This window comes from Candidatus Zixiibacteriota bacterium, assembly GCA_040752815.1.
Lineage (GTDB): Bacteria > Zixibacteria > MSB-5A5 > GN15 > FEB-12 > JAGGTI01.
Window position 1 is genome coordinate 99,820 of the sequence record JBFMGC010000004.1, and the last position, 20,356, is coordinate 120,175.

A 20,356-nucleotide genomic window follows, 5' to 3' on the forward strand; every position below is an offset into this window, starting at 1 on the left:
GGTCCTGACTTACAAGCTGCACCATCCCTTGATCCGCTCGCCCTCCGCCTGCGCTCTCTCATAGTCCGACGGGCGGCCGATATCGAGCCAGAAGCCGTCGTACGGATGTGCGAACACGCGGCGCTGCTTCTCGAGCAGAGCGAACATCAATTGATCGAAACCGAACACCTGGTTAGGCGGCACGAGATCAAGTACCGAGCGGTTGAAGACGTATATCCCCATCGACACGATAAACGAATAGTCCGGTTTCTCCCGGAAACCGACCACACCGTTATTCTCATCGAGTTCCAGCACTCCGAAATCGATCTTCTCATTCCCGCGATATGTAGCGACGGTCAAATCGGCGCGCCGGTCGATATGGGACTGGTACAACGCTCGGACATCCAGATCTGTGAGCACGTCGCCGTTGGCCACAACAAAATCGTCAGGCAGATTTTTTATCAGGCGCAACGGCCCGATTGTCGAAAGCGGCGTTGATTCATGGGAGTATTCGATTGCGAGACCAAATCGGGAACCGTCGCCGAGGCGCCGCTCAATCTGATCGGCCATGTGATTGACCGCCATCACGACCCGCCGGACACCGCTCCGTCTGAGCCGCACCAGCAGGTATTCGACGACGGGACGTCCGCCGACGTCGACTAACGGCTTGGGAATTTCGGCGGTGTGCGGCATCAGGCGGCTTCCCTTGCCGCCGGCCAGGACGACTGCTGTTAGCTGAGGACGTGAGTCACTGATCATGAATTGGAAAGCTTCATGTCTAAGACGTGCAGGACCGATGCCCTCATCGGCCGACGCTACCTCGGGCGCCCCAGGAGGCCCTCTTATTGGCCTACTCTACCCGTTTTCCTGTTGCCGCGCAACTGTTTTGGCAGAATGGCGCACGACCTGCGCCGATCGGAATACAGACCTAATAACGTATTGATTACAAAGCACTTACCCGCGACAGCAAAAATTGTGCTGAACTGTTCCAGTTTTATGTGGCATGGGCCGGATTCGAGCGTATATTAGATATATGGTGGTAATCGAATCTAAGGGACTTTTCAAGTACTACCGCAAAAGAGCTGTTGTAAACGACGTATCCATTCGGGTGACTCCGGGCGAAGTGGTTGGGTTGCTTGGACCTAACGGTGCCGGGAAGACCACCACTTTCTACATGATTATCGGTTTTATCCGGCCCGACAAAGGTCGAGTGTATTTCGGCGAGGAAGACATCTCGCGATGGCCGATGTATCGCCGCTCCAAGAAAGGGATCGGTTATCTCGCCCAGGAAGCCTCGGTGTTTCGGAAGCTGTCAGTCGAAGACAACATCATGGCTATCCTGCAGTTTCGCCGGATGAGCCGGAAGGAGCGTCGGGCCAAGTTAGAGGAGTTGTTGCGCGAGCTGGATATCGAACATCTAAGAAAACACAAAGCGTACACGCTCTCGGGCGGCGAGCGCCGTCGCGTGGAAATCACCCGGGCGCTGGTGAACGATCCCAAGCTGATTTTGCTGGATGAGCCGTTCGCCGGAATCGACCCGATCGCGGTCGAGGATATCCAGGGGATCATTCGACGTCTGGTCAACCGCGGCCTGGGTGTTTTGATCACCGATCATAACGTGCGCGAGACGCTCTCGATATGCAGCCGGGCGTATATCATGTGCGACGGAAAGATACTAAAAGACGGGACATCGGAATTCCTGGCCAATGACCCGGAAGCGCGGAAGATATACTTAGGAGAGAAGTTCCGGTTGAATTAGGCGGGTGTGTAATAAATGAACTTACTCACCCTGCCCGGTCAATCCGCCCGTTTTTCGATCCGATATCGATACATAGGAGACCAAAACCAGCCCCAGGATTCAGGCAGCCTATGAAACTCGGCCTTCAGTTAAGACTCAAGCAGACCCTGGCCCCGCAGCTCATTCAGTCGCTGAAGATGGTCCAGGCGCCCATTCTCAAGCTGGAGCAGATGCTGAGAATGGAGCTGGCCACTAATCCGATGCTCGAGGAGATCGAGGAACTGGAACCGGATACTGAGGAGACCCCCGAGACCGAGATCGAGCTGATCGAAAACAAAGAGTCGGAACGGGAGGAGGTCGACTGGGACCAGTTCTTATCCGATGACGAAGAAGGTTACAAAGTTCGCGAACATCGCGAGCAGGACGAGTCCACGTTCGAGGGGAGCGCGGCCCAGGTGGAATCGCTCTATGATCATCTGCTCGAACAGCTCAATTTCCTCAAGCTCACCGACGAACAGCGGCTTATCGGCGAGTACATCATCGGCAATATTGATACGCACGGGTATCTGACCATCTCGGTCGCCGAAATGGCTGCCGAGCTGGGGATAGAGGAAGCTCAGATCGCCGATATCCTGCAGAAGATACGTACGTTTGATCCGACCGGAGTCGGATCCCGCGACCTCCGCGAATCCCTGATGGCCCAACTGGAAGAAAAGGGGCTGCAGAACTCGCTGGCCTACCGGGTAGTCGATGAGCACATTCATGATCTCGAGCGGAAATCGACGCTCCAGATCGCCCGGATGATGGGGGTCCCGTTCGAGCGCGCTCAGAAGGCGATGGAACTGATCAAGAGCCTCTCTCCCACGCCGGCCCACGGCCGGTTCGATACCGGCGCCATGCCGGTGGCACCGGACCTGATTGTCGAGAAGATCGGCGACGAGTACGAGGTGTTCCTCAACGACCGAAATGTCCCGCGCCTGAGAATAAACTCCGGCTACAAGCAACTGATTCGCCGCGGCGCCAATACCTCGCAGGACACCAAGGCGTACGTGCGTTCCAAGCTGGAGCAGGCCCGCTGGCTTCTGAATGCTCTCAACCAGCGGCGCACCACGATGATCCGCGTGATGACCGCGATAGTTGAGGAGCAGAGTGAGTTCTTCGAGAAGGGGGCCCCGTTCCTCAAACCGCTGATCATGGAAGACATCGCCCAGAAGGTGGGCATGAACGTGGCCACGATCAGCCGGGTGGCCAACGGCAAATACGTACAGACGCCGCTGGGCGTCTATGAAATAAAGTACTTCTTCAACACGGGCATTTCACGTTCCGACGGCGAGGACATGTCCAAGCGCTCAGTCAAACAGCGCATTTCCGAGATCATTGTAAAGGAGGACCCGTCCAAGCCGCTGTCCGATCAGGAGATCTTTCGCCTGTTGAATGAAGAAGGCATCAATCTGGCGCGCCGCACGGTGACCAAGTACCGCGAAGAGCTGGGCATCAAGGCAGCTAGGTTCCGCAAGACGGTAGTATAACGGTTATAGAGACGGAGCCAGAGTCTCCGTCGCGCCGACGGCGATCGGACAACCGTGAAGTCGGCGCCCTCAGAAGCGACCGAATGGTCATTGGATGATTGGACTGTGGATCGCAATTACGCCCTCGAACTGGTAAGAGTAACGGAGGCCGCCTCGCTGGCAGCGTCACGCTGGGTGGGCAAGGGCGACGCGGTTGCCGCCGATCACGCGGCGGCAGCGGCAATGCACCGGGCGTTCGGCCTGATATCGTTCTCCGGACGGATCGCGCTTGGCGAGGGTGAACCGGGCACAGTCACCCATCTGTTCTCCGGCGAAATAGTCGGCGTCGGCGGCGACAACAATTTCGATCTGGCCCTGGACGCTCTCGAATGCACCCGCTCGGTGGCCTTCGGACGCACCAACGCCATGGCCGTAGTTGCGTTGGCCCCGACCGGGCACTTCCATCTGCCGCCCTCACAGTACATCAACAAGCTGGCAGTCGGGCCGATGGCCGCCGGCGCTATTGATATCAACCTCAGTGTCGAAGAAAACCTTTACCGAATTGCGGAAGCCCTTGATTATTCGGTCGCCGACCTGACTGTCGTGATTCTCGATCGCGAGCGTCACGCCGGGCTGATATCCGAGGTGCGCCGAGTCGGTTCGCGAATACACCTTATTCCCGACGGCGATGTTGCGGCGGCGATCGCCACGGCGATCCCCGGCAGCGGAATCGACATACTCATGGGCACCGGCAGTTCGGCTGCCGGCGTGCTGGCCGCGGCGGCGCTGCGTTGCCTCGGCGGCGAAATCCAGGCACGCCTCGCCCCCACCGATGGCAACGAACGCTCTCGACTGAAATCAGCCGGACATGGTGATTTGAGCCGCGTATATCGTACCATAGACATGGCCGGCAGCGAAAACGTCATGTTCGCCGCGACCGGTATTACCGACGGCGACGTACTCAACGGCGTCTGCTATCGCTCCGACGGGGCTACCACGCATTCGATGGTGATGCGTTCCCGGACGCGTACGCGACGCTTTATAGTTACCGAACATTGTTTTGATGATAACCCGACATACTGAATTAACCGAGGTCACAGAAAGGAAGTCACGTATGCTGAAAAAAGTTACTGCTCGCCATTTTGACCTCACGCCCGAAATCAGAGCAAGGGCTGAGGAGGAAATGGAAGGTCTGACTCGATTCTTTGACCGTATAATCTCGGCGGAGTATGTGCTTGACGCCGAGCGTCACCGCCGCAGCGCCGAGCTGCGGGTCAAGGTGCACGCTCACATGCTGTCGGCAAAGGCCGAGACCGATGACATCAAAACCGCGATCACCGGCGCTTCCGATAAAATCAAAGCCCAGCTCAAGAAGTTCAAGGGAAAGCTCAAAGAGAAGGACCCGACCGAGATCACGGAGTTGACGAGTTCGATCACGCGTCCCGAGACCGATGTCGACGCGGTGGATATGTAGCTCGTAAACACCCGCGTGTTGGATGCGCGCTCGTGGTGCGACTGGCGGGCCGCCGTTGGTGCCGGGAAACGAACTCACCCCTTCGGCGGCCCACCCACCTGCAGGTGGGACTACAATCACGTGTTGACATTTTTCTTGCGAATGAACCGATTGCGGCGAGTGAAAACCCCGGCCGCTGCATACGGAGCGCGATGCCGTTGGTGATCGAACACCGTCACAACACGCGGGTACGGGTACCAGACTATTCGTCATGTCCCGTCTTCCCGAAGCAGAGCGGTGCCCGGAGCTCGCCTGATTGGTCAACCGCCAGGCAAGCCCGGCGTACTGCTGTTGTAGAATCCAGCCCTTATTAGTCCTACTTACTACCTGCTCAAAATTCGGCCACCGCAGCCGACAATATGCCGTATCGGGCCGGATCGACCCCCCTTCTCGGATCAGCCTGGCGAAGGCTAATCTACCGTAGCACACGACCGTTGATGTGCCTGGCGCGAACCGACATCTCGCCTCGAGTAGCGGGGACGATCCTCGTGCGGAGAGAAGTGCGCGCTTATCTCGATAGGGTCGAGTAATGCGTCTGGATGAACTGCTCATAGCCGATAATACCGTTGCAGAGGCCTTCGTACGCGAGGCTCTCGACTACCAGCGCATCTGCGGAGGCCGCCTGGAGTCACATCTATATCGCTTCGGCTACGCGAGCGAGGAGACCCTGGTGACGTCGCTGGCGCGGCAATTCGGCTTCCCACCGGTTTGTCTATCAGGCATCACCATTGACAGAGGCGTGATCCGGATGATCCCGGCGGACCTGGCTCGATCATGCCTGATACTCCCGTTCTTCTATGATAAATCCGGATCATTATTGAAGATCGCCTGCGAAAACCCGAGGCGCAGCGGTCTCGACCAGGAGCTGCGTGAGCTCTTGCCGGGAATAAGGGTGGAGCGTTACGTCGCGATCGCTGACACATTGCGCGCTGCCATCGTCTCCCACTACCGGGACGCCGTCGTCATCTCGGAATCTCCACCCACTCGCGACATTCCTGCGTCCGGTTCGGTGTCCGTGCCGATCGATCAGCTTGTCTCGTTGTCGGCCGCGTGCCGGGTTCTGCTCATTCGAGACAACGACACCGACGTACCTGCTCTTAGGCCGGTGCTGCTACATCAGGGGTTTGTGGTTACCGAGTGCGTGTCGCCCCATGATCTCAGGTCTACCTTTGAAAGCGCGAAGCCCGACATACTTGTGCTAGTTGGAAGTGACTCAAGCAGGCTGCAGATGCTGTTCGCGGAGATTGACTCCCTTGCGACGGCGATAGCTTCCTGCCCCAGTTTTCTGGTCATGCGGGAAATCGACGATGCAGACATTGGTCGGTTGCTCCGTATCGGGTTCGAGGAGGTCGTCCGGGCCGGAAACGTGCTTGACCTCCTGATGATCAAACTCAACCGGTTCAAAGAACGATTGATCACTCAACGCAACCAGCGCGTGGAATTGCTGCAGGCCCTGGGAACCCACGGTTCGCTTGCCGACATGAATGTGATCGACCTGCTGCAGGCGATGGGGCCCACGGGCAAGACCGCCCGCATAAGTATCTCAGCGGAGGGACGGCAATTGACGGTATTTATCGACCGGGGAAGAGTTATGTACGCCGAATGCGACGACTTTATTGGCCCAGACGCCGTTTACAGTGCTGTCGGTTGGAACCAGGGGGTCTGGAGTGTTGACCCTGTGTGTCCCGATGAGTTGCCCGCGCCAAACGTCTTCTCGACAAATGAGGCTATCCTGCTCGAAGGCTGCCGCCGCCTGGACGAGCACAACCGGGCGACTACTCCTCCGACACAAGCGAGCAAGGATTCAATCGCAATTATCAGCAGCTTGATCTAAGCGGTCGTTGTACACGGCCAGGCCTCGACGCTTGACCCCAACTACTCTATGCTGGTTCTACCTCGAAGGGAGGCAAAGCAATCCTCACCCACCACAAGCGGTGGGGCACCGGGCTTGACCCCAAGCACTCTATCCTGGCTCTACCTCGAAGGGAAGCAAAGCAATCCTCACCCACCGCAAGCGGTGGGGCACCCTGGCTCTTCGAGCATTCGCGCTTTACCTGAATAGTGGCGGGTGCTGTGTATAAAAGTCGGTCGCGCGCTGATATTTCCATGCCACTTCAAGCAGCGGGCCCTCATCATACAGTCTGCCCACAAAGGTGATGCTGACCGGCGAGCCTTCATCATCGAAGCCGTTCGGAAGAACGACACAGGGATGTCCGGTCAGGTTTGTCAAGAGCAGGTTGTCGCCCTCGAATGCAGGCGAAACGTATACGTCAATCGAATCCATCAATGCCCCCATGGCTTCGATTAACTGCGTTCTTGCCCGATTGGCCTGGATATACTCAACCGCCGGGATGAAACGCGAACTGCGGAACACATTCGGCCAGGCGTTTTTGACCTGTCGGGTCATCAGGTCATCGCGATTGGTTCGTGTCAACTCGTCAAAGGCAGCAGCCGCCTCCGCGGACAGAATAATGGAGAGCGGATACACCGGCAGCTCCGGCAGTTCGATCTCGATTAACTCCGCTCCCAATTCCCGCAGTTTGTCCAGCGCCGCGAGATTTTGCTTCATGTACGAAGTGTCGCAATCAAAGTCGCTCTTTAGATAGCCGATTCGCAGCGTTTTCAAATCGACATCCGGCTGGTAATTGAAAGGCAGGTTAACGGTCGTTGGATCTTCCGTGTCGTAGCCGTAGATCGCGTTGAAAACGATCGCGCAGTCCTCCACGGTGCGGCAGATCGGACCGAGTTTGTCCATCGACCAGCTCAGCGCCATGGCGCCGGCGCGGCTGACCCGGCCGAACGTGGGACGAAGGCCGGTGGCGCCGCATCGAGTCGACGGAGACACGATTGAACCCCACGTCTCTGAGCCGATCGCGAACGGCACCAGCCCGGCGGCTACCGCAGATGCGGACCCGGCCGATGAGCCGCTCGATCCCTGGGCCGGATTCCACGGATTGCGCGTGGTGTCCTCGTACCAGACATCGCCCCAGGCCAATTCGCCTAGGGAGAGCTTGGCTACACAGACAGCTCCCGCTTCAGAAAGCTTGTGGATTACCGCGGCGTCACGGTCAATGTATTGGCCCTTATAGGGCGTCGTGCCCCAGGTGGTCGGGTGGCCGCGGACAGCCAACAGGTCTTTAGCGCCATAAGGAATCCCATGAAGCGGACCGCGATAGTACCCTGCGGCGATTTCGCTGTCGGCAACGGCAGCCTGCCTCAAGGCAAGCTCCTCGGTCATTGTGATAACGCAGTGCAAAACAGAATCGTATTTCCTCAATCGGCTGAGCGCGAGTTCGGTTAGTTCCACCGATGTTACCTGGCGGGTACGTATCAGTTCGGACAACTGGCGCACGCTGCTGAAGGCCAGATCGTTCAAATCGGCCGGGCGCTTTACCGGCGGAGGCGGCCCAAAGTTGACAGGACGCTGCACGGTATCGAATGTTGCACCTGAGGGAATCGGATTGAAAACGAGAGCGGGCGGCACAGAGTTGTCAATTGTGGCTGAGCGAATGGCTCGGTAGAAGGCGATGTTGTCCGCCAGATCGGTCAGCATCGAGTCGCGCTCCTCCGGCGTGAACTCAAGATCGATCAATCTCGCCGCTTCTGATACCCAGCGGCTGTCCACTTTTACGCTGTCCTCCGCCGCCCAGGCGACTGTGGCCACAGCAACAACAAACAGGCATGAACTAACTGAGACATTGGTCATCTTAAATGACTTCATACGCGTTCCTTTCGATGCTTTCGCCCTGGGTGACGCCGGGGAGTATACTCTATTTGCCGAACCGATGCCAGTACGCTGACTGTGCGCCGGGCAAGTCGGGTTCAGAGTGGGATCTGATGCAAAAGATCTCATCCCCGGGTGAGTCGTCTCCCCGCCTACAGGTTGCTGACAGTCAGCCGGTAACCTACCCCGTGAATGCTTGAGATTTCTATTCGAGGATCGTCGGTGAAGTACTTTCTGAGACGAGATACGAACACATCCATGCTGCGGGCATTAAAGTAGCTGTCATCACCCCAGATTTCGCGCAGAGCCAGGGTACGATCCAGAGTCTTGTCCTGGTGCACGCAGAGCAGGCGCAGAAGATCGGACTCCTTTGGGGTTAATCGCCGTTCCTCGCACTCAGACCTCAAGGTGCGCGTTACTGAGTTGAAGGTGTAGCTGCCGATCTCGAACTCAGTGCGCGTATCCTCCGAGCCAAGGCCGCCGGTTCGCCGCAAGACTGCCTGAATCCTGAGCAGTAGTTCCTCGACTGAAAACGGTTTGGTTATATAGTCATCGCAGCCGATCCGGAACCCCTCAATCTTGTCTTCCTTAAGTGATTTAGCGGTCAAAAATACCAGGGGCACATCCTGATTCCTCCGCCTCACTTCGCGCGCAAAGGTGAAGCCGTCGACACGCGGCATCATGATATCGACCAGGCACAGATCGAAACGCTCGCGACGGAACTGCTCGAGGCCCTGTTCGCCATTGGCGCAAAGCACCGCCTCAAAACCGTTCATCTGGAGATGCTCGCGCACGATCATCCCCAGGTTGGGGTCGTCCTCCAGCAGCAGCACGCGACCCTTCACGCGTCATGCCCCCTTGGGTCCTTGTCTGCCCGTAGCACGGGGAACCAGAGAATCATCCGGGTGCCGTGCCCTGGTTCCGATTCCACCCGAACTGTTCCGCCATGCGCCCGCACCATCAGGGCGACATAGCTGAGTCCCAGCCCGAACCCCTTCGCCTCGTGGATGTTTCCGCGCTGGACACGAAAGTACTTATCAAAAATGTGCTTCTGGTCCTCGGACGAAATACCGACGCCCTGGTCGGAGACGGTGATCCTGATACCGCCGGCCGCATCCTCGGTGCTGATACTGATCTGGGGCGATTCCGGCGAGAACTTGTTGGCGTTGTCCAGCAGGTTGTAGATGATGCCGGTCAAGTGGAGCTCATCGCCTGCCATGACATTACTGCCGGCCCCAAGATCGCACGTGATACGTCCGCCGCGCTGCCCGACCTGAAGACTTATGCTTTCCACGGCGTTGCGGATGACCTCGTGCAGATCCACAGGCGCTGTTTGCAGGTGCCCGCGGTGTTCCTCGAGAGCGGCCATCTGCAAAATCTTCTCCGCCTGATGGCGCATGCGGCGGTTCTCGTCGACAATGACCTGCGAAAAGCGCCTCACGCGCTCGGGGTCGGGCAGCACATCAGGGCGCAGGATCGCCTCGCAGGCCAGGGCGACCGTGGAAATGGGCGTCTTGAATTCGTGAGTCATATTATTGACGAAATCAACCATCTGCCGTGCTGCCCGGCGCTGGGCCACGATGGTCTTCACGGAGTAAGCAAACACGCCTACGATCACTACCATGAAGAAAACCGTGGCCGCCAGCATGGGGCCGATCTGCTGCCACATGTAGACAGCCCGCCCCGGGAAGTAGAGCACGAGGCTGTTCGGAACGGCGAGAATATCATGAGGGAATAAGTCGGTTCGGAATTCCGATGCCGCCAACTCCTCGCGATAACCGGGGGCGCTCTCAATTGGCACGGTGGTGTCGGCTCCCGAGTAAACGGCGTAGACGGGTCTTAAGGCGATGCCATATTCACCCATAGCGTCGCGAACGAGTGAATCGAGACGGCCAGGATCGATTCGATCGGTTATAGGCAGCCACTGACCTGACTCGATGCGCTCGATCACTCTCTGGATCACCCCTAGGCGCAGAGAATCGCGCGCGATAACCGAATCCACCGCCAGAGTGCTGTCGCCAACAAAGCGCACCTCCAAATTCGTGTCCCTCAGGAGGTACTGGAACATGACGGCCGACGTGTCAGCCGATGACTCACAGACGGCAAGCAGGTGCCTGTCAAGATCCGGAATAGAATCGGCCAGGGCGAACTGAAAGAAGAAGGTCGAGTCAGTCAGCCGCCTGCCGGCGCCATCATCAGAGATTGTGGCCGCTCGGATTACCATCCGCCGGGCGTTGTCCACCACGTGCAGGGTGGCCGAGATCGTCTCGGCAGTCTCCAGTCCGCGGGCTATGTCGGACATCGCCGCGAGCACGTTTCGCCGGAAAGACTGCTCTCGCGATTCCATGGCGTTTCCGAGGAGCGATGCCTGCAGTCCCACCAGTCCGGCCAGCGCAATCACCATGGCGGCCGTAATAATCCAGACGGTTCGGGTCGATAGTCCCATACTCAGTTTAGTATACGGTAGCACGTGGTTCTGCAAAACCCAAATTAACACTTCTTAACGATCTGTAACGTAACTTAACTCCACAGAGCCGAACAGGCGGGGTATTAATACCGTACAGTTTGCCAGTTGGACGTGAAACTTCATGAGGAGATTCTTGGATGAGCAAGTCAAAACGGATTCGAACCGGTTTTCTGTTCGTTGTTGTTGCCTTAACCCTGAGTTTGGGAATTAGCGCCACGGCACAAGACAAGCAGTCGGTTTCAATTCAGGTTGATTCGAGTTATCAGATTGTCGAACTGGGGGCCTCTGTCGAATCCACGCCTGACGGCCCACGCGTGCTGCGTGTGATTCCGCCGGCCGCTCGCCTGGAGAAATACCGTCAGATCGATATCAAAACGGGTGACTGCATTGTCAGCGCCGGCGGAGAAAGCGTCAAGACTCTTGAAGAACTGGGGCGTGTGCTCAGCGCCGCGAAGCCGGGTGAGGAGATTAGACTCGGTATTCTAAGGAAGGGCAGCCCGGTGGTTGTCACTTACGCGGCGGCCACGAACGATGAGATTGCAGCCGCGCGCGAGCTATCCGCCCAGCCGATTACCGAAGTGACTATCGAAGAGGGTGGGCCGACTCAGGGCCGCATGATGTTCAGGGTCGAGGCCGATGAGAACTCGGTACCGTGGCCGGAGATGGCCGTATTGCTGAGCAATGACGACGGCAAAGTCGTGGTAAAACAAAAACTCCCCATGCCGCCCGATTTCCCGATTCCGGCGACATTACTGGAGGGTGATGTAGTTACGGCCCTGCAGGGTCAGCCCGTCTCTAACGCCTTGGATTTGACCGAACGCTACAACCAGTGCCGGGAGGGGGATACAATTGCGCTGTCTGTAGAGAGCAAAGGGCAGACATCGAACCTCACCTTCATCAAGCCGAAAGGCCCGACCGGCCTGATCCGGATCAGAAAGTAGCGGGAGAGCTCAATGCGACTTGCCTCCGCCGCACTGCTTGTCGTTCTGGCCGGCCTGCTCCCCCTTGCCCCGGTGCTTGGTCAGTCGGGTGATTTCTTTAATCAGCGCGATGACAAATATCGCCTGCTTGGACTCAAGCGCGCCAAAGAGGCATACGAGGTCGCACGCCAGGATTTTGAACGCCAGAAGGAGCTTCATTCGCGGCAGCTTATCTCCAGCACGCATCTCGATCAGGCGCGCCGCGCGTTTTCCGATGCCGAGGTCAACTACCAGCAATCGCTGCTGGCGGTATTGTTCGAGGAACAGTATGTCTCGGTTACTCGTGCCGTAAAGAGTCAGGCGCCCGATGGCCGTAAGCATGTTCGCCTGACCCTGGCCAACACCTCGGGCGGCTCCGAGGAGTTCCGCCAGTTGATAGGTGTCGAGGACGATCTCTTTCGCTCCTTGCAGCCGGATGTCACGCACAACATCTATGTCAGCCTGCTCAACGATGACAACGCAATAATCAGCCAGCCGTATGAGGCTAAGGTCGAAGAACTCCGCTTTGGCGAGCCGAAAGAGATCGACTTCACTCTACTTCAGGATCTCGATGCGGTCACGGTCATGTTGATCTACGGCAATGGCGCCCAGCGAAACATGAAGATCTTCCTGCAGAAGGACGCGTCGGTGAACCGTGTGCTGGTTCAGTCGGAACAGTTCTCACAGGAGGTCGACCTGGGCGAATCAGCCAATTTCGACCTTACCCTCGAGCTGTTCAGCGGCCTGGACAACACGTTCTCACTCGAGGTCGTAAACCTGCCCAAGTCCATTAACCGCTATTTCACCGATTCAACCGGCGCGGCCCGGCTGAGCCAGGTCAAGTTCACTGAGAGCAGCCGGAGCAAGCGCGCGGCGCTTAAAGTGACGCTGCCTGATCGAAGCGCCGCCGATGTCGCTATGGACGCCGCTATCCCGTTCTACGTTCTGGTCCTGCCCCGGGAGAAAGCGCGCCGGCTTCAGGATCTGCCCGCCCGGCAGTGGACGGAACAGGAGATAAAAGGTCTCGACATCGGTTTTGTGCGGCTCGAACTGATTCCCCGCGGCAAAGGAGAGCTGCTGGTGCGCTCGCCACAGCTTTACTACGCAATTCACAGCGGCGAATCCGTGACTATGGCGGTGGATATTGTCAATGAGGGGTCACGTCGCCTTGACAACACCGAGGTCCGCGCCGACATGCCGCTTGGATGGAGCAAGGAGATCATGCCGCTATCGATTCCTACGATCGGTATCGGAGAAGAAGCGCGCGTAAACATGAAGTTCACTCCGCCGGAAAAGATATCCCCCGGGAAGTACGAAGTCCGCCTTCGCACCAGCGCTACGTCGAACAACCAGCCGGTGCACGCCACCGATAAAACGGTAACGATCGAAATTCAGCCTGCTTCAAATGTCCTGGGCACGATCGCCATCGTTCTGGCACTTGTCGGATTGGTCGGCGGGATTGTGGTGTACGGCATTCGACTATCCCGACGATAAACTGCTACATCATGCACGAGAGGTAATTGTGGAAAACTACAGTGATACAACCAGCCCGCGTCTTGAAGCATTCGGTCTGACCAAGCGATACGAAGACGGCGTACTGGCACTCGACCATGTTTCATTCAGTGTCATGCCGGGCGAAGTATTCGCCATGCTCGGCGGCAACGGTGCGGGAAAAACCACGACCATCAACTTGTTTTTGAACCTCCTTGATCCGACCGAGGGAGAGGCCCGGGTCTGCGGCATTGTGTCGCACAAGGAACCGCTCCGAGCCAAGGGAAAAGTCGCCTTCGTTTCCGAGAACGTCATGCTCTACCCGAATTTCACTGCGCTGCAGAATCTCGACTTCTTCGCCCGCCTGGGCGGCAAAACGGGTTACACCGCCGATGATTACCACCGCGTGCTGGATCGGGTCGGTCTGGCGCGCGAGTTTCACCGCAAACGGCTCAAGGGCTTCTCCAAGGGCATGCGCCAGAAATGCGGTATTGGCATCGCTATCCTTAAGGATGCGCCGGCTATCCTCCTCGACGAGCCCACTGCCGGACTCGATCCGAAAGCGGGCCACGAATTCCTCCAACTGCTTGGTGAACTTCGAGCCGAGGGGAAGGCTATTCTGATGTCTACTCATGACATTTTCCGCGCCCGCGAGGTTGCCGATGTCATTGCCATTATGGATAAAGGCCGCATAATCATGCAGAAAGAAGCGTCGGAATTGGCCGGCCAGGACCTTGAACAAATCTATATGCGATACATGGCGGGCAGCAACGGAGAGGGCGTCGCCGTGGAGAGTCGTCATGCTTAGGACGATTGTCGAAAAGGAAATCCGCGACCTGATCGGCTCGACCAAGTTCGCGATCACTTTCGGAGCGTGCGCAGTGCTGATTATCGCCGCGTTCTATGCCGGCGCGGCCAGATATCACCTGTACCGCAACCAGTACGACGCCTCCCGCGAACAGGTGCATCGGCAGGTCCGTGCCAATACTGATTGGAATGCGGTGGGCGAGGCGATCGCGTTCCTGCCTCCTGATCCTTTGGCGACACTCGTCTCCGGTGTATCCAACGATATAGGCCGTACTGCTATCGTAAGAGGGCGCGGTGAACCCACCGTGCAGGACAGCCGCTTCAGCGAGGACCCTATCTACGCCGTGTTCCAGTTCCTCGACCTTGAGTTCCTCTTCAAGGTGATTCTCTCTCTGTTTGCGATACTGCTCGGATACGATGCCATCAGCGGCGAAAAAGAGCAGGGCACGCTCCGGTTGTCCTTCGCCAACGCCCTCCCTCGCCATACATATATCGTCGGCAAACTGCTCGGGAGTTCGGCCTTGTTGGGCGCGTCGCTGCTGATTGCACTGATAGCCGGGGCAGTGCTCCTGCCGATTATGGCGGTGCCGATGTCGGGAGGCCACTGGCTAAGTCTGTTTCTGATTGTGTTGACCGGATTTCTGTATTTCGGCGTGTTTCTGACGCTGTCTGTCGGGGTCTCGGCGTTGACCCAGCGTTCGTCGAGCTCTTTTCTCGTGATGCTCGTGATCTGGATTGCCTGCGTCCTGATAATTCCACGGGTGGCCGTTTTAACTGCGGGCCGTGCGGTCGAGGTTCCGTCGGTGGACGAAATCGCCTCGCAAATCGCCCGCTATGCCACTCAGTTGCGTGACGAGTACTTCGATGCTCTGAACGACATGTCGATTACCATGGCCGGGGCTGAGGGCGATCCTATCCAGAAACTGAACCAATACATGGATTCGCTTACTAATGTGCGCCAGTCGAAGATGGATGAGCTGTCCGGCCGGCTCAATGAACGGCGTCATAACGCGCAGGAACGGCAGAGCCACCTGGCCCTGGGTCTGGCGCGTCTGTCACCCACGGCGTCCCTAACGCTGGCCATCTCGCATCTGGCAGGGACTTCCCTCGCGCTCAGCGAGCGGTTCCATCAGGACGCACTGGAATACAGCCGCACGTTCGGCGAATTCAAAAGGGCCAAGACGGGGTTCAATTCCGGCGCCAGCGTGAGGATGATTCGCATCCACGATGGCGCGCCTCAGGAGGAAGCGGAGCGGATCGATCCGGGAGAAATGCCCCGGTTCGAATTCAAACCGCAGAGCACGCTCGAGGCGCTGGCTGCTTCGGCGGTCGACATCGGCCTTCTCGCCTTCTTCAACATACTGTTCTTCGCCGGCGCCTTCGTTACCTTTGCTCGCTACGACGTGCGCTAAGAACGCCCAAGGGAGTTATCACATGCTCAGCACATTTATCCAGAAAGAACTTAAAGCGATAGTACAGAGTCCCAAGTTCGTGGGCTCGTTCGTGGTCTGCTCCGTCCTTATCCTCCTCTCCGTTTTCACTGGCATTCGCGAGTACCAGTCGGCAACGAGACAATACGAGGCGGGGTCGCAATTGGTCGACGAGGAACTACGTCAGGAGACCTCTTGGGGTCGGCTGGCCACTCGCACGTATCGCGCGCCGGATCCCATGCAGGTGTTTGTCTCCGGCCTCAGCTATGATATCGGACGATGGTCGACAATCTCCGCGCAAGATCCGGTGAAGCTGGTCCATAGTGTGTACTCCGATGACCCCATTTTTGCGGTATTTCGCTTTGTCGACTTCGTCTTTATCGTCATGTTTGTGCTGTCTCTAATGGCGATCCAGTTTACCTACGATGCCGTCAACGGTCAACGCGAATCGGGCACGCTCAAGCTTGTCTTTTCCAACGCCGTGCCGCGGGCGCAATACCTGCTTGCCAAATGCGCGGGCTCCTGGCTCGGTCTGGTGCTGCCTCTCGGCATCCCAATCCTGCTTAGCCTGCTGTTAGTGTTGGCGATGGGCGTTCCTCTGACCGCTGCACATTGGATGAGGCTAACCGTCCTGGTCGGTATCTCGCTACTGCTGTTTACGTTCTTCATACTGCTCGGTGTGCTGGTATCGACCCTTACGCGGCGATCCTCCGTATCATTCTTGATCGCCCTGTTGGTTTGGGTGGGATTCGTCATGATCATTCCGAGAGCCGGCGTGATGGCGGCGGGAGGTATTGTCGAAGTTCCACGCATGGCCGAAATCGAGGCGCAACGGGAGGCATATGCCAACGAGAAGTGGACGGAGCATTTGAACAAGATCACGGGTCGTGACTTCTCCCCCGGCCAGGAGTCGGCGCTTCGGGTACAGGATTCGCTCCACAAAGAGATGGAGAAGGAGATCGAGGCATACGATCGACGGCTGCGCGAGGGTCTCCGCCAGAGTCAGATCAGACAGGAACGGCTGGCCTGGCTACTGGCGCGTCTGTCGCCGGCCAGCGCGTACAACCTTGCGGCCATGACACTGGCTGAAACGGACACTGACTCGAAAGCCCGCTACGAGGACGCCATGGGCCAATATCGCGATCAGTTCAGCCGGTATGTGTCGGCCAAACAGGAAGAATCCGGCGAAACCAGCGGGATTAGAATTACCGTGGAAACGGACGAGGACGGCGAGAGCAAGCTCGCCGTGGATGCATCGAGAAGCCGCGATGGTCTAGAGATCGACGATCTACCGAGATTTGTCCCACCGGTGGCTGCACTTGCCTCCGCAATCGCACCCACCGTGGTTGACTTCGGCATTCTGGCCTTTGACATCCTGCTGGTGTTCGCAGCCGCATTCGTCGCGTTCCTTAGATACGATCTGCGATAATACTTCCTCCACTCTCAGCGACCCCCCCGGAAAGAGGGGGGGCCGGGCCCTCGTGTTCCTTTGTCCCAAGCAATCCATTGACCGGTTGCGTTCCGGCCGGTATATTGCGTATGAATTCACGAGCGAACTCATCCTGGGCACTACCGCATGCTGCCAAAACACGATTGGTTACTCAACCGAGTGCCCGGTCAGATATCGAACGAAGAATTCTATGAGCTTGTGAAGCGATCAGTACCGCAGGAGACGACATGAATACCACCTTTCGCCTGTTATCGATGACACTTTTTGCCCTGTATCTTGTCGCTCTCGGCGCCTGGGCCGAGCAAATCACGGCCGAGTTTGCGACCGTGCCTGCAGCCAGCGGAATCGTCCTGCAGGGCGCGATGTCATCGGATGCCGAGTGCGACCTGTGGCGGCACTTTGTCGCCGATTCGGTGCTCGGTTACAGCTCCACTTACAAGACCGGCCAGCGCACCGTTACATATTTCGATCCGGCCGCCTGCAGTGGTGCCACCTACCCGTTCGAGGTCACCGGGTTTTCGTTCGTTTTACTGGATCCAAACAACTTCTACGACCCCCGCACTTACAAATGGCCGGTTCAACTGGACGTCGTGCTTTTCGACATGTATTCCCCGGCGGATAGCTGTCTCGGCCCCGGCGATGAGCTCCTTCGTGTCCCATTGACCTGTGATTCGGCATCATTCGCGTATCCCGCGGTGGGGAGAGTTGATTTCGGTACTCCCCTGTGTGTCGATCGCCCGTTCTTCATCGGAATCGAGTACACGGATACGTTCACCGGACTACTGCCATCCGTGATGTTCGATGTCAGTTCGGACCCCGACCTTTGCCACATTTTCCAGTACTTCATGAACAACTGGTACGGCTGGTACGCATTCTGGCCCGATCCGGACAACATGCCAGGGTTCCCGTTCTACTGGGTTCACGGCGAGACGCAGGCGGTTTCATGTATGCCCGATACCGACCATGACGGCATCCCCGACAGCGAGGACAACTGCCCGGGCGCCGCCAATCCGCTTCAGGAGGACAATGACGGCGACGGCGATGGTGATGTATGCGACTCCGACGATGACAACGACGGCGTGCCTGATGTGACGGATAACTGCCAGTTGGCGGCGAATCCCTCGCAAGCGAATCTCGACGGCGATGCGCTCGGCGATATCTGCGATCCTGATGACGACAACGACGGCGCTCTCGATGCGAGCGACAACTGCCAGCTCGCTGCGAACCCAGGCCAGGAGGATGCCGACAGCGATGGTCTTGGTGATGCCTGCGATAACTGTCCGGCCGACTCCAACCCGGAGCAGCGCGATTATGACAATGACGGGCTGGGCGATGTATGTGACACAGACGACGACAACGACGGTGTGGCCGACATTGCCGACAACTGCCCGCTAGTGGCCAACCCCGGGCAGGAGGATGGCGACTCCGACGGCATCGGCGATGCTTGTGACTGTGTAGGCACGGTGGGCAATGTCAACTGTGATCCACTGGACGACGTCACTATCGGCGACATCACCACCTTGATCGATCATCTGTTCATAAGCGGAGTTGAACTGTGTTCGCTTCCCGAGGCCGACGCCAACCAATCCGGCGGCGCCACTCCAACCTACGAAGACATTACGATAGGCGACGTCACTACGCTCATTGACAACCTGTTTATCTCCGGCACGCCGTTGCCGGCGTGCTTGTGACCGGTGATACTGGTAGTCCAGAGCTTGCTGTGGGTTACACGGGAGCCCCACCTCTTGCGGTGGGATGCGTAAAGTGCTGTCGGGCGACTCTGCCCGACAGACACCCGTGCGAGCGTTATCTCAATCCCACCCGCAAGCGGGTGGGCCACCGAGGCACCGTTACTTACTCGCGCTAGTCACTTTTGTCTTGCGCACCACGCGGCTGCGATAACCCTGTTTAGTGTTCAGTTCAAGATAATTGTAGATCGCTATATCGTAGTCGATAAACGCGACCACGCTGGGGACTTCCCGAGCCACGACCGCGGCTTTGCGGAGGGTCGAGATTTCTTCTTTGATGTCGGTGTCCGTAAGATAGTCGGGGCTGCCGGTTTCCATGAACACTGTGGCGACAGCGTACCGGTCGATGTACCTGCCATCCTGATACAGATCCACTGTCCGCAAGAGCTTGACCGCTTTCTCGACACCGCGCACAAGCGGCAGGCGATAGTCGAGATTGACCTTGAACGTCACCATGAACCGGCCCGGGCCGAGCGATTTGACTCGCTCATCCCGCGTATGTTCGAAAAGCCCCCGCGCCGCCAGCACCGCTTCTTTGGGACCGGCCGCCTCAAGAAACGCCCGGCCGTGGTTGCGGCAGAATTCCATCACGCCTTCGTTGAAATTGAGCTTGTAAATCATGGCCTTTGATGAATTATCGGCCACGCATGCAGGCTACTTGACGATAAGGTGAAATCGATAAATGCAGGTTCATCCCCTGTAGGCGGCGCCTTGGGCCTTGTGCGTGGAGGACCTCCTCGTCCACCACGGCTCAATACGTTGAAGAATACTTGGCTTGCTCCCAGAACCTGGTGCACCCGGAGGTACGCCAGGCATAAGTCAGTAAGTCATCCGCCGTAACGAAGGCGCGTGGAAGTGCTTGTCAGGATCTCCGTGTCGCCGCTGAGTTCCGCCGCGAGAACCTCCCCGAAAAACGCCGTGTGATCCCCGCAGGGTACGCGCTTAACAATACGGCAATCGAGAAAACCGATCGCCCCCGGAATGATCGGGCAGCCCGTCTTGGGAGCTGGCGAGGTCGCGACATCTTTCAGCCTGTCATGACCCGCTTCCGCCGGACCGTAGAACGTCTTGGCGACTCCTTCGGCGCCTCGCCCGAGCAAATTGACCACGAAACCATCCCGCTCGTTCAGAAGACGCGCCGACCGGTGCTGATTGTGAATCGCCACCACAATCATGGGCGGCTCACTCGACACTTGGGTCAGCCACGAGGCAGTAAAGGCATTGCCTGTCGGGCCGCTGCCCATTGATACGACATAGATACCATACTCCAGCTTCGCAAGCACTTTCCTGATGTCTCTTTCGACCGTCGCCAATGTTCTCCCTTCGTAAAGCATGGTCCGCGTCTCAATAGACGTTATAACTGATACGGCAGTCCAGCTTACTGAATTTGCACCCAAAAGGACACAACTGGCGAATTCCCGTCGACAACCCATTCGGCCACCGTAACGCTAAGTACAACAATAAGTTAGGTTGTGCAGACGCACTGATTTTTTGTTGCTTTACACCCCTTGGTAAGGTACTATTACGAGGTCGACCAAGTCG

General features: G+C 57.7%; 17 protein-coding genes. 11 read left to right on the forward strand and 6 right to left on the reverse strand.

Translation table 11 applies throughout. From position 1 onward, the window contains the following. Positions 1-9: 9 nt before the first annotated feature. Positions 10-738, reverse strand: coding sequence for a sugar phosphate nucleotidyltransferase (locus tag AB1772_02320; GenBank protein MEW5795173.1), 729 nt, complete (start codon positions 736-738; stop codon positions 10-12). Positions 739-1,012: 274 nt separating this feature from the next. Between AB1772_02320 and lptB the strand changes: the two genes are divergently transcribed. The 5 genes from lptB to AB1772_02345 all read left to right on the forward strand — a co-directional run bounded on the left by lptB (position 1,013) and on the right by AB1772_02345 (position 6,572). Further along, positions 1,013-1,738 (forward strand): LPS export ABC transporter ATP-binding protein, encoded by a 726-nt coding sequence (lptB, locus tag AB1772_02325; GenBank protein ID MEW5795174.1) that lies wholly within the window; start codon positions 1,013-1,015, stop codon positions 1,736-1,738. A 110-nt stretch (positions 1,739-1,848) separates the two neighbouring features. Then, complete coding sequence (gene rpoN / locus AB1772_02330; protein MEW5795175.1) at positions 1,849-3,246, forward strand: RNA polymerase factor sigma-54; 1,398 nt, start codon at positions 1,849-1,851, stop codon at positions 3,244-3,246. Between the two features lie 105 nt (positions 3,247-3,351). Beyond that, entirely contained in the window at positions 3,352-4,308 is a 957-nt protein-coding gene (glpX, locus tag AB1772_02335) for a class II fructose-bisphosphatase (GenBank protein ID MEW5795176.1), read from the forward strand. A gap of 31 nt (positions 4,309-4,339) precedes the next feature. Next, positions 4,340-4,699, forward strand: coding sequence for a ribosome-associated translation inhibitor RaiA (gene raiA / locus AB1772_02340; GenBank protein ID MEW5795177.1), 360 nt, complete (start codon positions 4,340-4,342; stop codon positions 4,697-4,699). 568 nt (positions 4,700-5,267) lie between these two features. Next, a complete protein-coding gene (locus AB1772_02345) occupies positions 5,268-6,572 on the forward strand; it encodes a DUF4388 domain-containing protein (protein ID MEW5795178.1) in 1,305 nt (434 codons plus the stop codon). 216 nt (positions 6,573-6,788) lie between these two features. Here the strand turns inward: AB1772_02345 and AB1772_02350 are convergent, their stop codons facing one another. The 3 genes from AB1772_02350 to AB1772_02360 all read right to left on the reverse strand — a co-directional run bounded on the left by AB1772_02350 (position 6,789) and on the right by AB1772_02360 (position 10,908). Continuing rightward, positions 6,789-8,459 carry an amidase gene (locus tag AB1772_02350; protein MEW5795179.1) on the reverse strand — a complete coding sequence of 557 codons (1,671 nt, stop codon included), beginning with the start codon at positions 8,457-8,459 and terminating at the stop codon, positions 6,789-6,791. Between the two features lie 155 nt (positions 8,460-8,614). After that, positions 8,615-9,307 carry a response regulator transcription factor gene (locus AB1772_02355; protein ID MEW5795180.1) on the reverse strand — a complete coding sequence of 231 codons (693 nt, stop codon included), beginning with the start codon at positions 9,305-9,307 and terminating at the stop codon, positions 8,615-8,617. Further along, on the reverse strand, positions 9,304-10,908 hold the full coding sequence (locus AB1772_02360) for a HAMP domain-containing sensor histidine kinase (GenBank protein ID MEW5795181.1): 1,605 nt from the start codon (positions 10,906-10,908) through the stop codon (positions 9,304-9,306). The genes AB1772_02355 and AB1772_02360 overlap by 4 nt, the downstream gene beginning before the upstream one ends. A gap of 158 nt (positions 10,909-11,066) precedes the next feature. On the opposite strand from AB1772_02360, the gene AB1772_02365 reads away from it, so the two are divergent. The 6 genes from AB1772_02365 (at position 11,067) to AB1772_02390 (ending at position 18,757) form a co-directional block, all read left to right on the forward strand. Next, complete coding sequence (locus AB1772_02365) at positions 11,067-11,870, forward strand: PDZ domain-containing protein (protein ID MEW5795182.1); 804 nt, start codon at positions 11,067-11,069, stop codon at positions 11,868-11,870. Between the two features lie 12 nt (positions 11,871-11,882). Next, positions 11,883-13,382, forward strand: a complete 1,500-nt coding sequence (locus AB1772_02370) for an NEW3 domain-containing protein (GenBank protein ID MEW5795183.1) — start codon at positions 11,883-11,885, stop codon at positions 13,380-13,382. 28 nt (positions 13,383-13,410) lie between these two features. Beyond that, positions 13,411-14,187 carry an ABC transporter ATP-binding protein gene (locus AB1772_02375; protein ID MEW5795184.1) on the forward strand — a complete coding sequence of 259 codons (777 nt, stop codon included), beginning with the start codon at positions 13,411-13,413 and terminating at the stop codon, positions 14,185-14,187. Beyond that, positions 14,180-15,598 carry an ABC transporter permease subunit gene (locus tag AB1772_02380; GenBank protein ID MEW5795185.1) on the forward strand — a complete coding sequence of 473 codons (1,419 nt, stop codon included), beginning with the start codon at positions 14,180-14,182 and terminating at the stop codon, positions 15,596-15,598. Before AB1772_02375 ends, AB1772_02380 begins: the two co-directional genes overlap by 8 nt. 22 nt (positions 15,599-15,620) lie before the next feature. Continuing rightward, positions 15,621-17,045 (forward strand): ABC transporter permease subunit, encoded by a 1,425-nt coding sequence (locus tag AB1772_02385; GenBank protein MEW5795186.1) that lies wholly within the window; start codon positions 15,621-15,623, stop codon positions 17,043-17,045. A 248-nt stretch (positions 17,046-17,293) separates the two neighbouring features. Beyond that, a complete protein-coding gene (locus AB1772_02390; protein MEW5795187.1) occupies positions 17,294-18,757 on the forward strand; it encodes a thrombospondin type 3 repeat-containing protein in 1,464 nt (487 codons plus the stop codon). 159 nt (positions 18,758-18,916) lie between these two features. Here the strand turns inward: AB1772_02390 and AB1772_02395 are convergent, their stop codons facing one another. Next, positions 18,917-19,435 carry a hypothetical protein gene (locus AB1772_02395; GenBank protein MEW5795188.1) on the reverse strand — a complete coding sequence of 173 codons (519 nt, stop codon included), beginning with the start codon at positions 19,433-19,435 and terminating at the stop codon, positions 18,917-18,919. Positions 19,436-19,641: 206 nt separating this feature from the next. Further along, the gene (locus AB1772_02400; protein MEW5795189.1) at positions 19,642-20,148 is read right to left on the reverse strand and encodes a flavin reductase family protein; all 507 of its coding nucleotides are present in this window, start codon (positions 20,146-20,148) and stop codon (positions 19,642-19,644) included. Between the last annotated feature and the right edge of the window lie 208 nt (positions 20,149-20,356).

Bases quoted from the DNA above. Each gene is read 5' to 3' on its own strand.
- AB1772_02390 (MEW5795187.1), top strand. From the start codon at position 17,294: ATGAATACCACCTTTCGCCTGTTATCGATGACACTTTTTGCCCTGTAT.
- AB1772_02400 (MEW5795189.1), bottom strand. From the start codon at position 20,148: ATGCTTTACGAAGGGAGAACATTGGCGACGGTCGAAAGAGACATCAGG.
- raiA (MEW5795177.1), top strand. From the start codon at position 4,340: ATGCTGAAAAAAGTTACTGCTCGCCATTTTGACCTCACGCCCGAAATC.
- AB1772_02395 (MEW5795188.1), bottom strand. From the start codon at position 19,435: ATGATTTACAAGCTCAATTTCAACGAAGGCGTGATGGAATTCTGCCGC.
- AB1772_02380 (MEW5795185.1), top strand. From the start codon at position 14,180: ATGCTTAGGACGATTGTCGAAAAGGAAATCCGCGACCTGATCGGCTCG.
- lptB (MEW5795174.1), top strand. From the start codon at position 1,013: ATGGTGGTAATCGAATCTAAGGGACTTTTCAAGTACTACCGCAAAAGA.
- AB1772_02370 (MEW5795183.1), top strand. From the start codon at position 11,883: ATGCGACTTGCCTCCGCCGCACTGCTTGTCGTTCTGGCCGGCCTGCTC.
- AB1772_02345 (MEW5795178.1), top strand. From the start codon at position 5,268: ATGCGTCTGGATGAACTGCTCATAGCCGATAATACCGTTGCAGAGGCC.
- rpoN (MEW5795175.1), top strand. From the start codon at position 1,849: ATGAAACTCGGCCTTCAGTTAAGACTCAAGCAGACCCTGGCCCCGCAG.
- AB1772_02385 (MEW5795186.1), top strand. From the start codon at position 15,621: ATGCTCAGCACATTTATCCAGAAAGAACTTAAAGCGATAGTACAGAGT.
- AB1772_02360 (MEW5795181.1), bottom strand. From the start codon at position 10,908: ATGGGACTATCGACCCGAACCGTCTGGATTATTACGGCCGCCATGGTG.
- AB1772_02320 (MEW5795173.1), bottom strand. From the start codon at position 738: ATGATCAGTGACTCACGTCCTCAGCTAACAGCAGTCGTCCTGGCCGGC.
- AB1772_02365 (MEW5795182.1), top strand. From the start codon at position 11,067: ATGAGCAAGTCAAAACGGATTCGAACCGGTTTTCTGTTCGTTGTTGTT.
- AB1772_02350 (MEW5795179.1), bottom strand. From the start codon at position 8,459: ATGAAGTCATTTAAGATGACCAATGTCTCAGTTAGTTCATGCCTGTTT.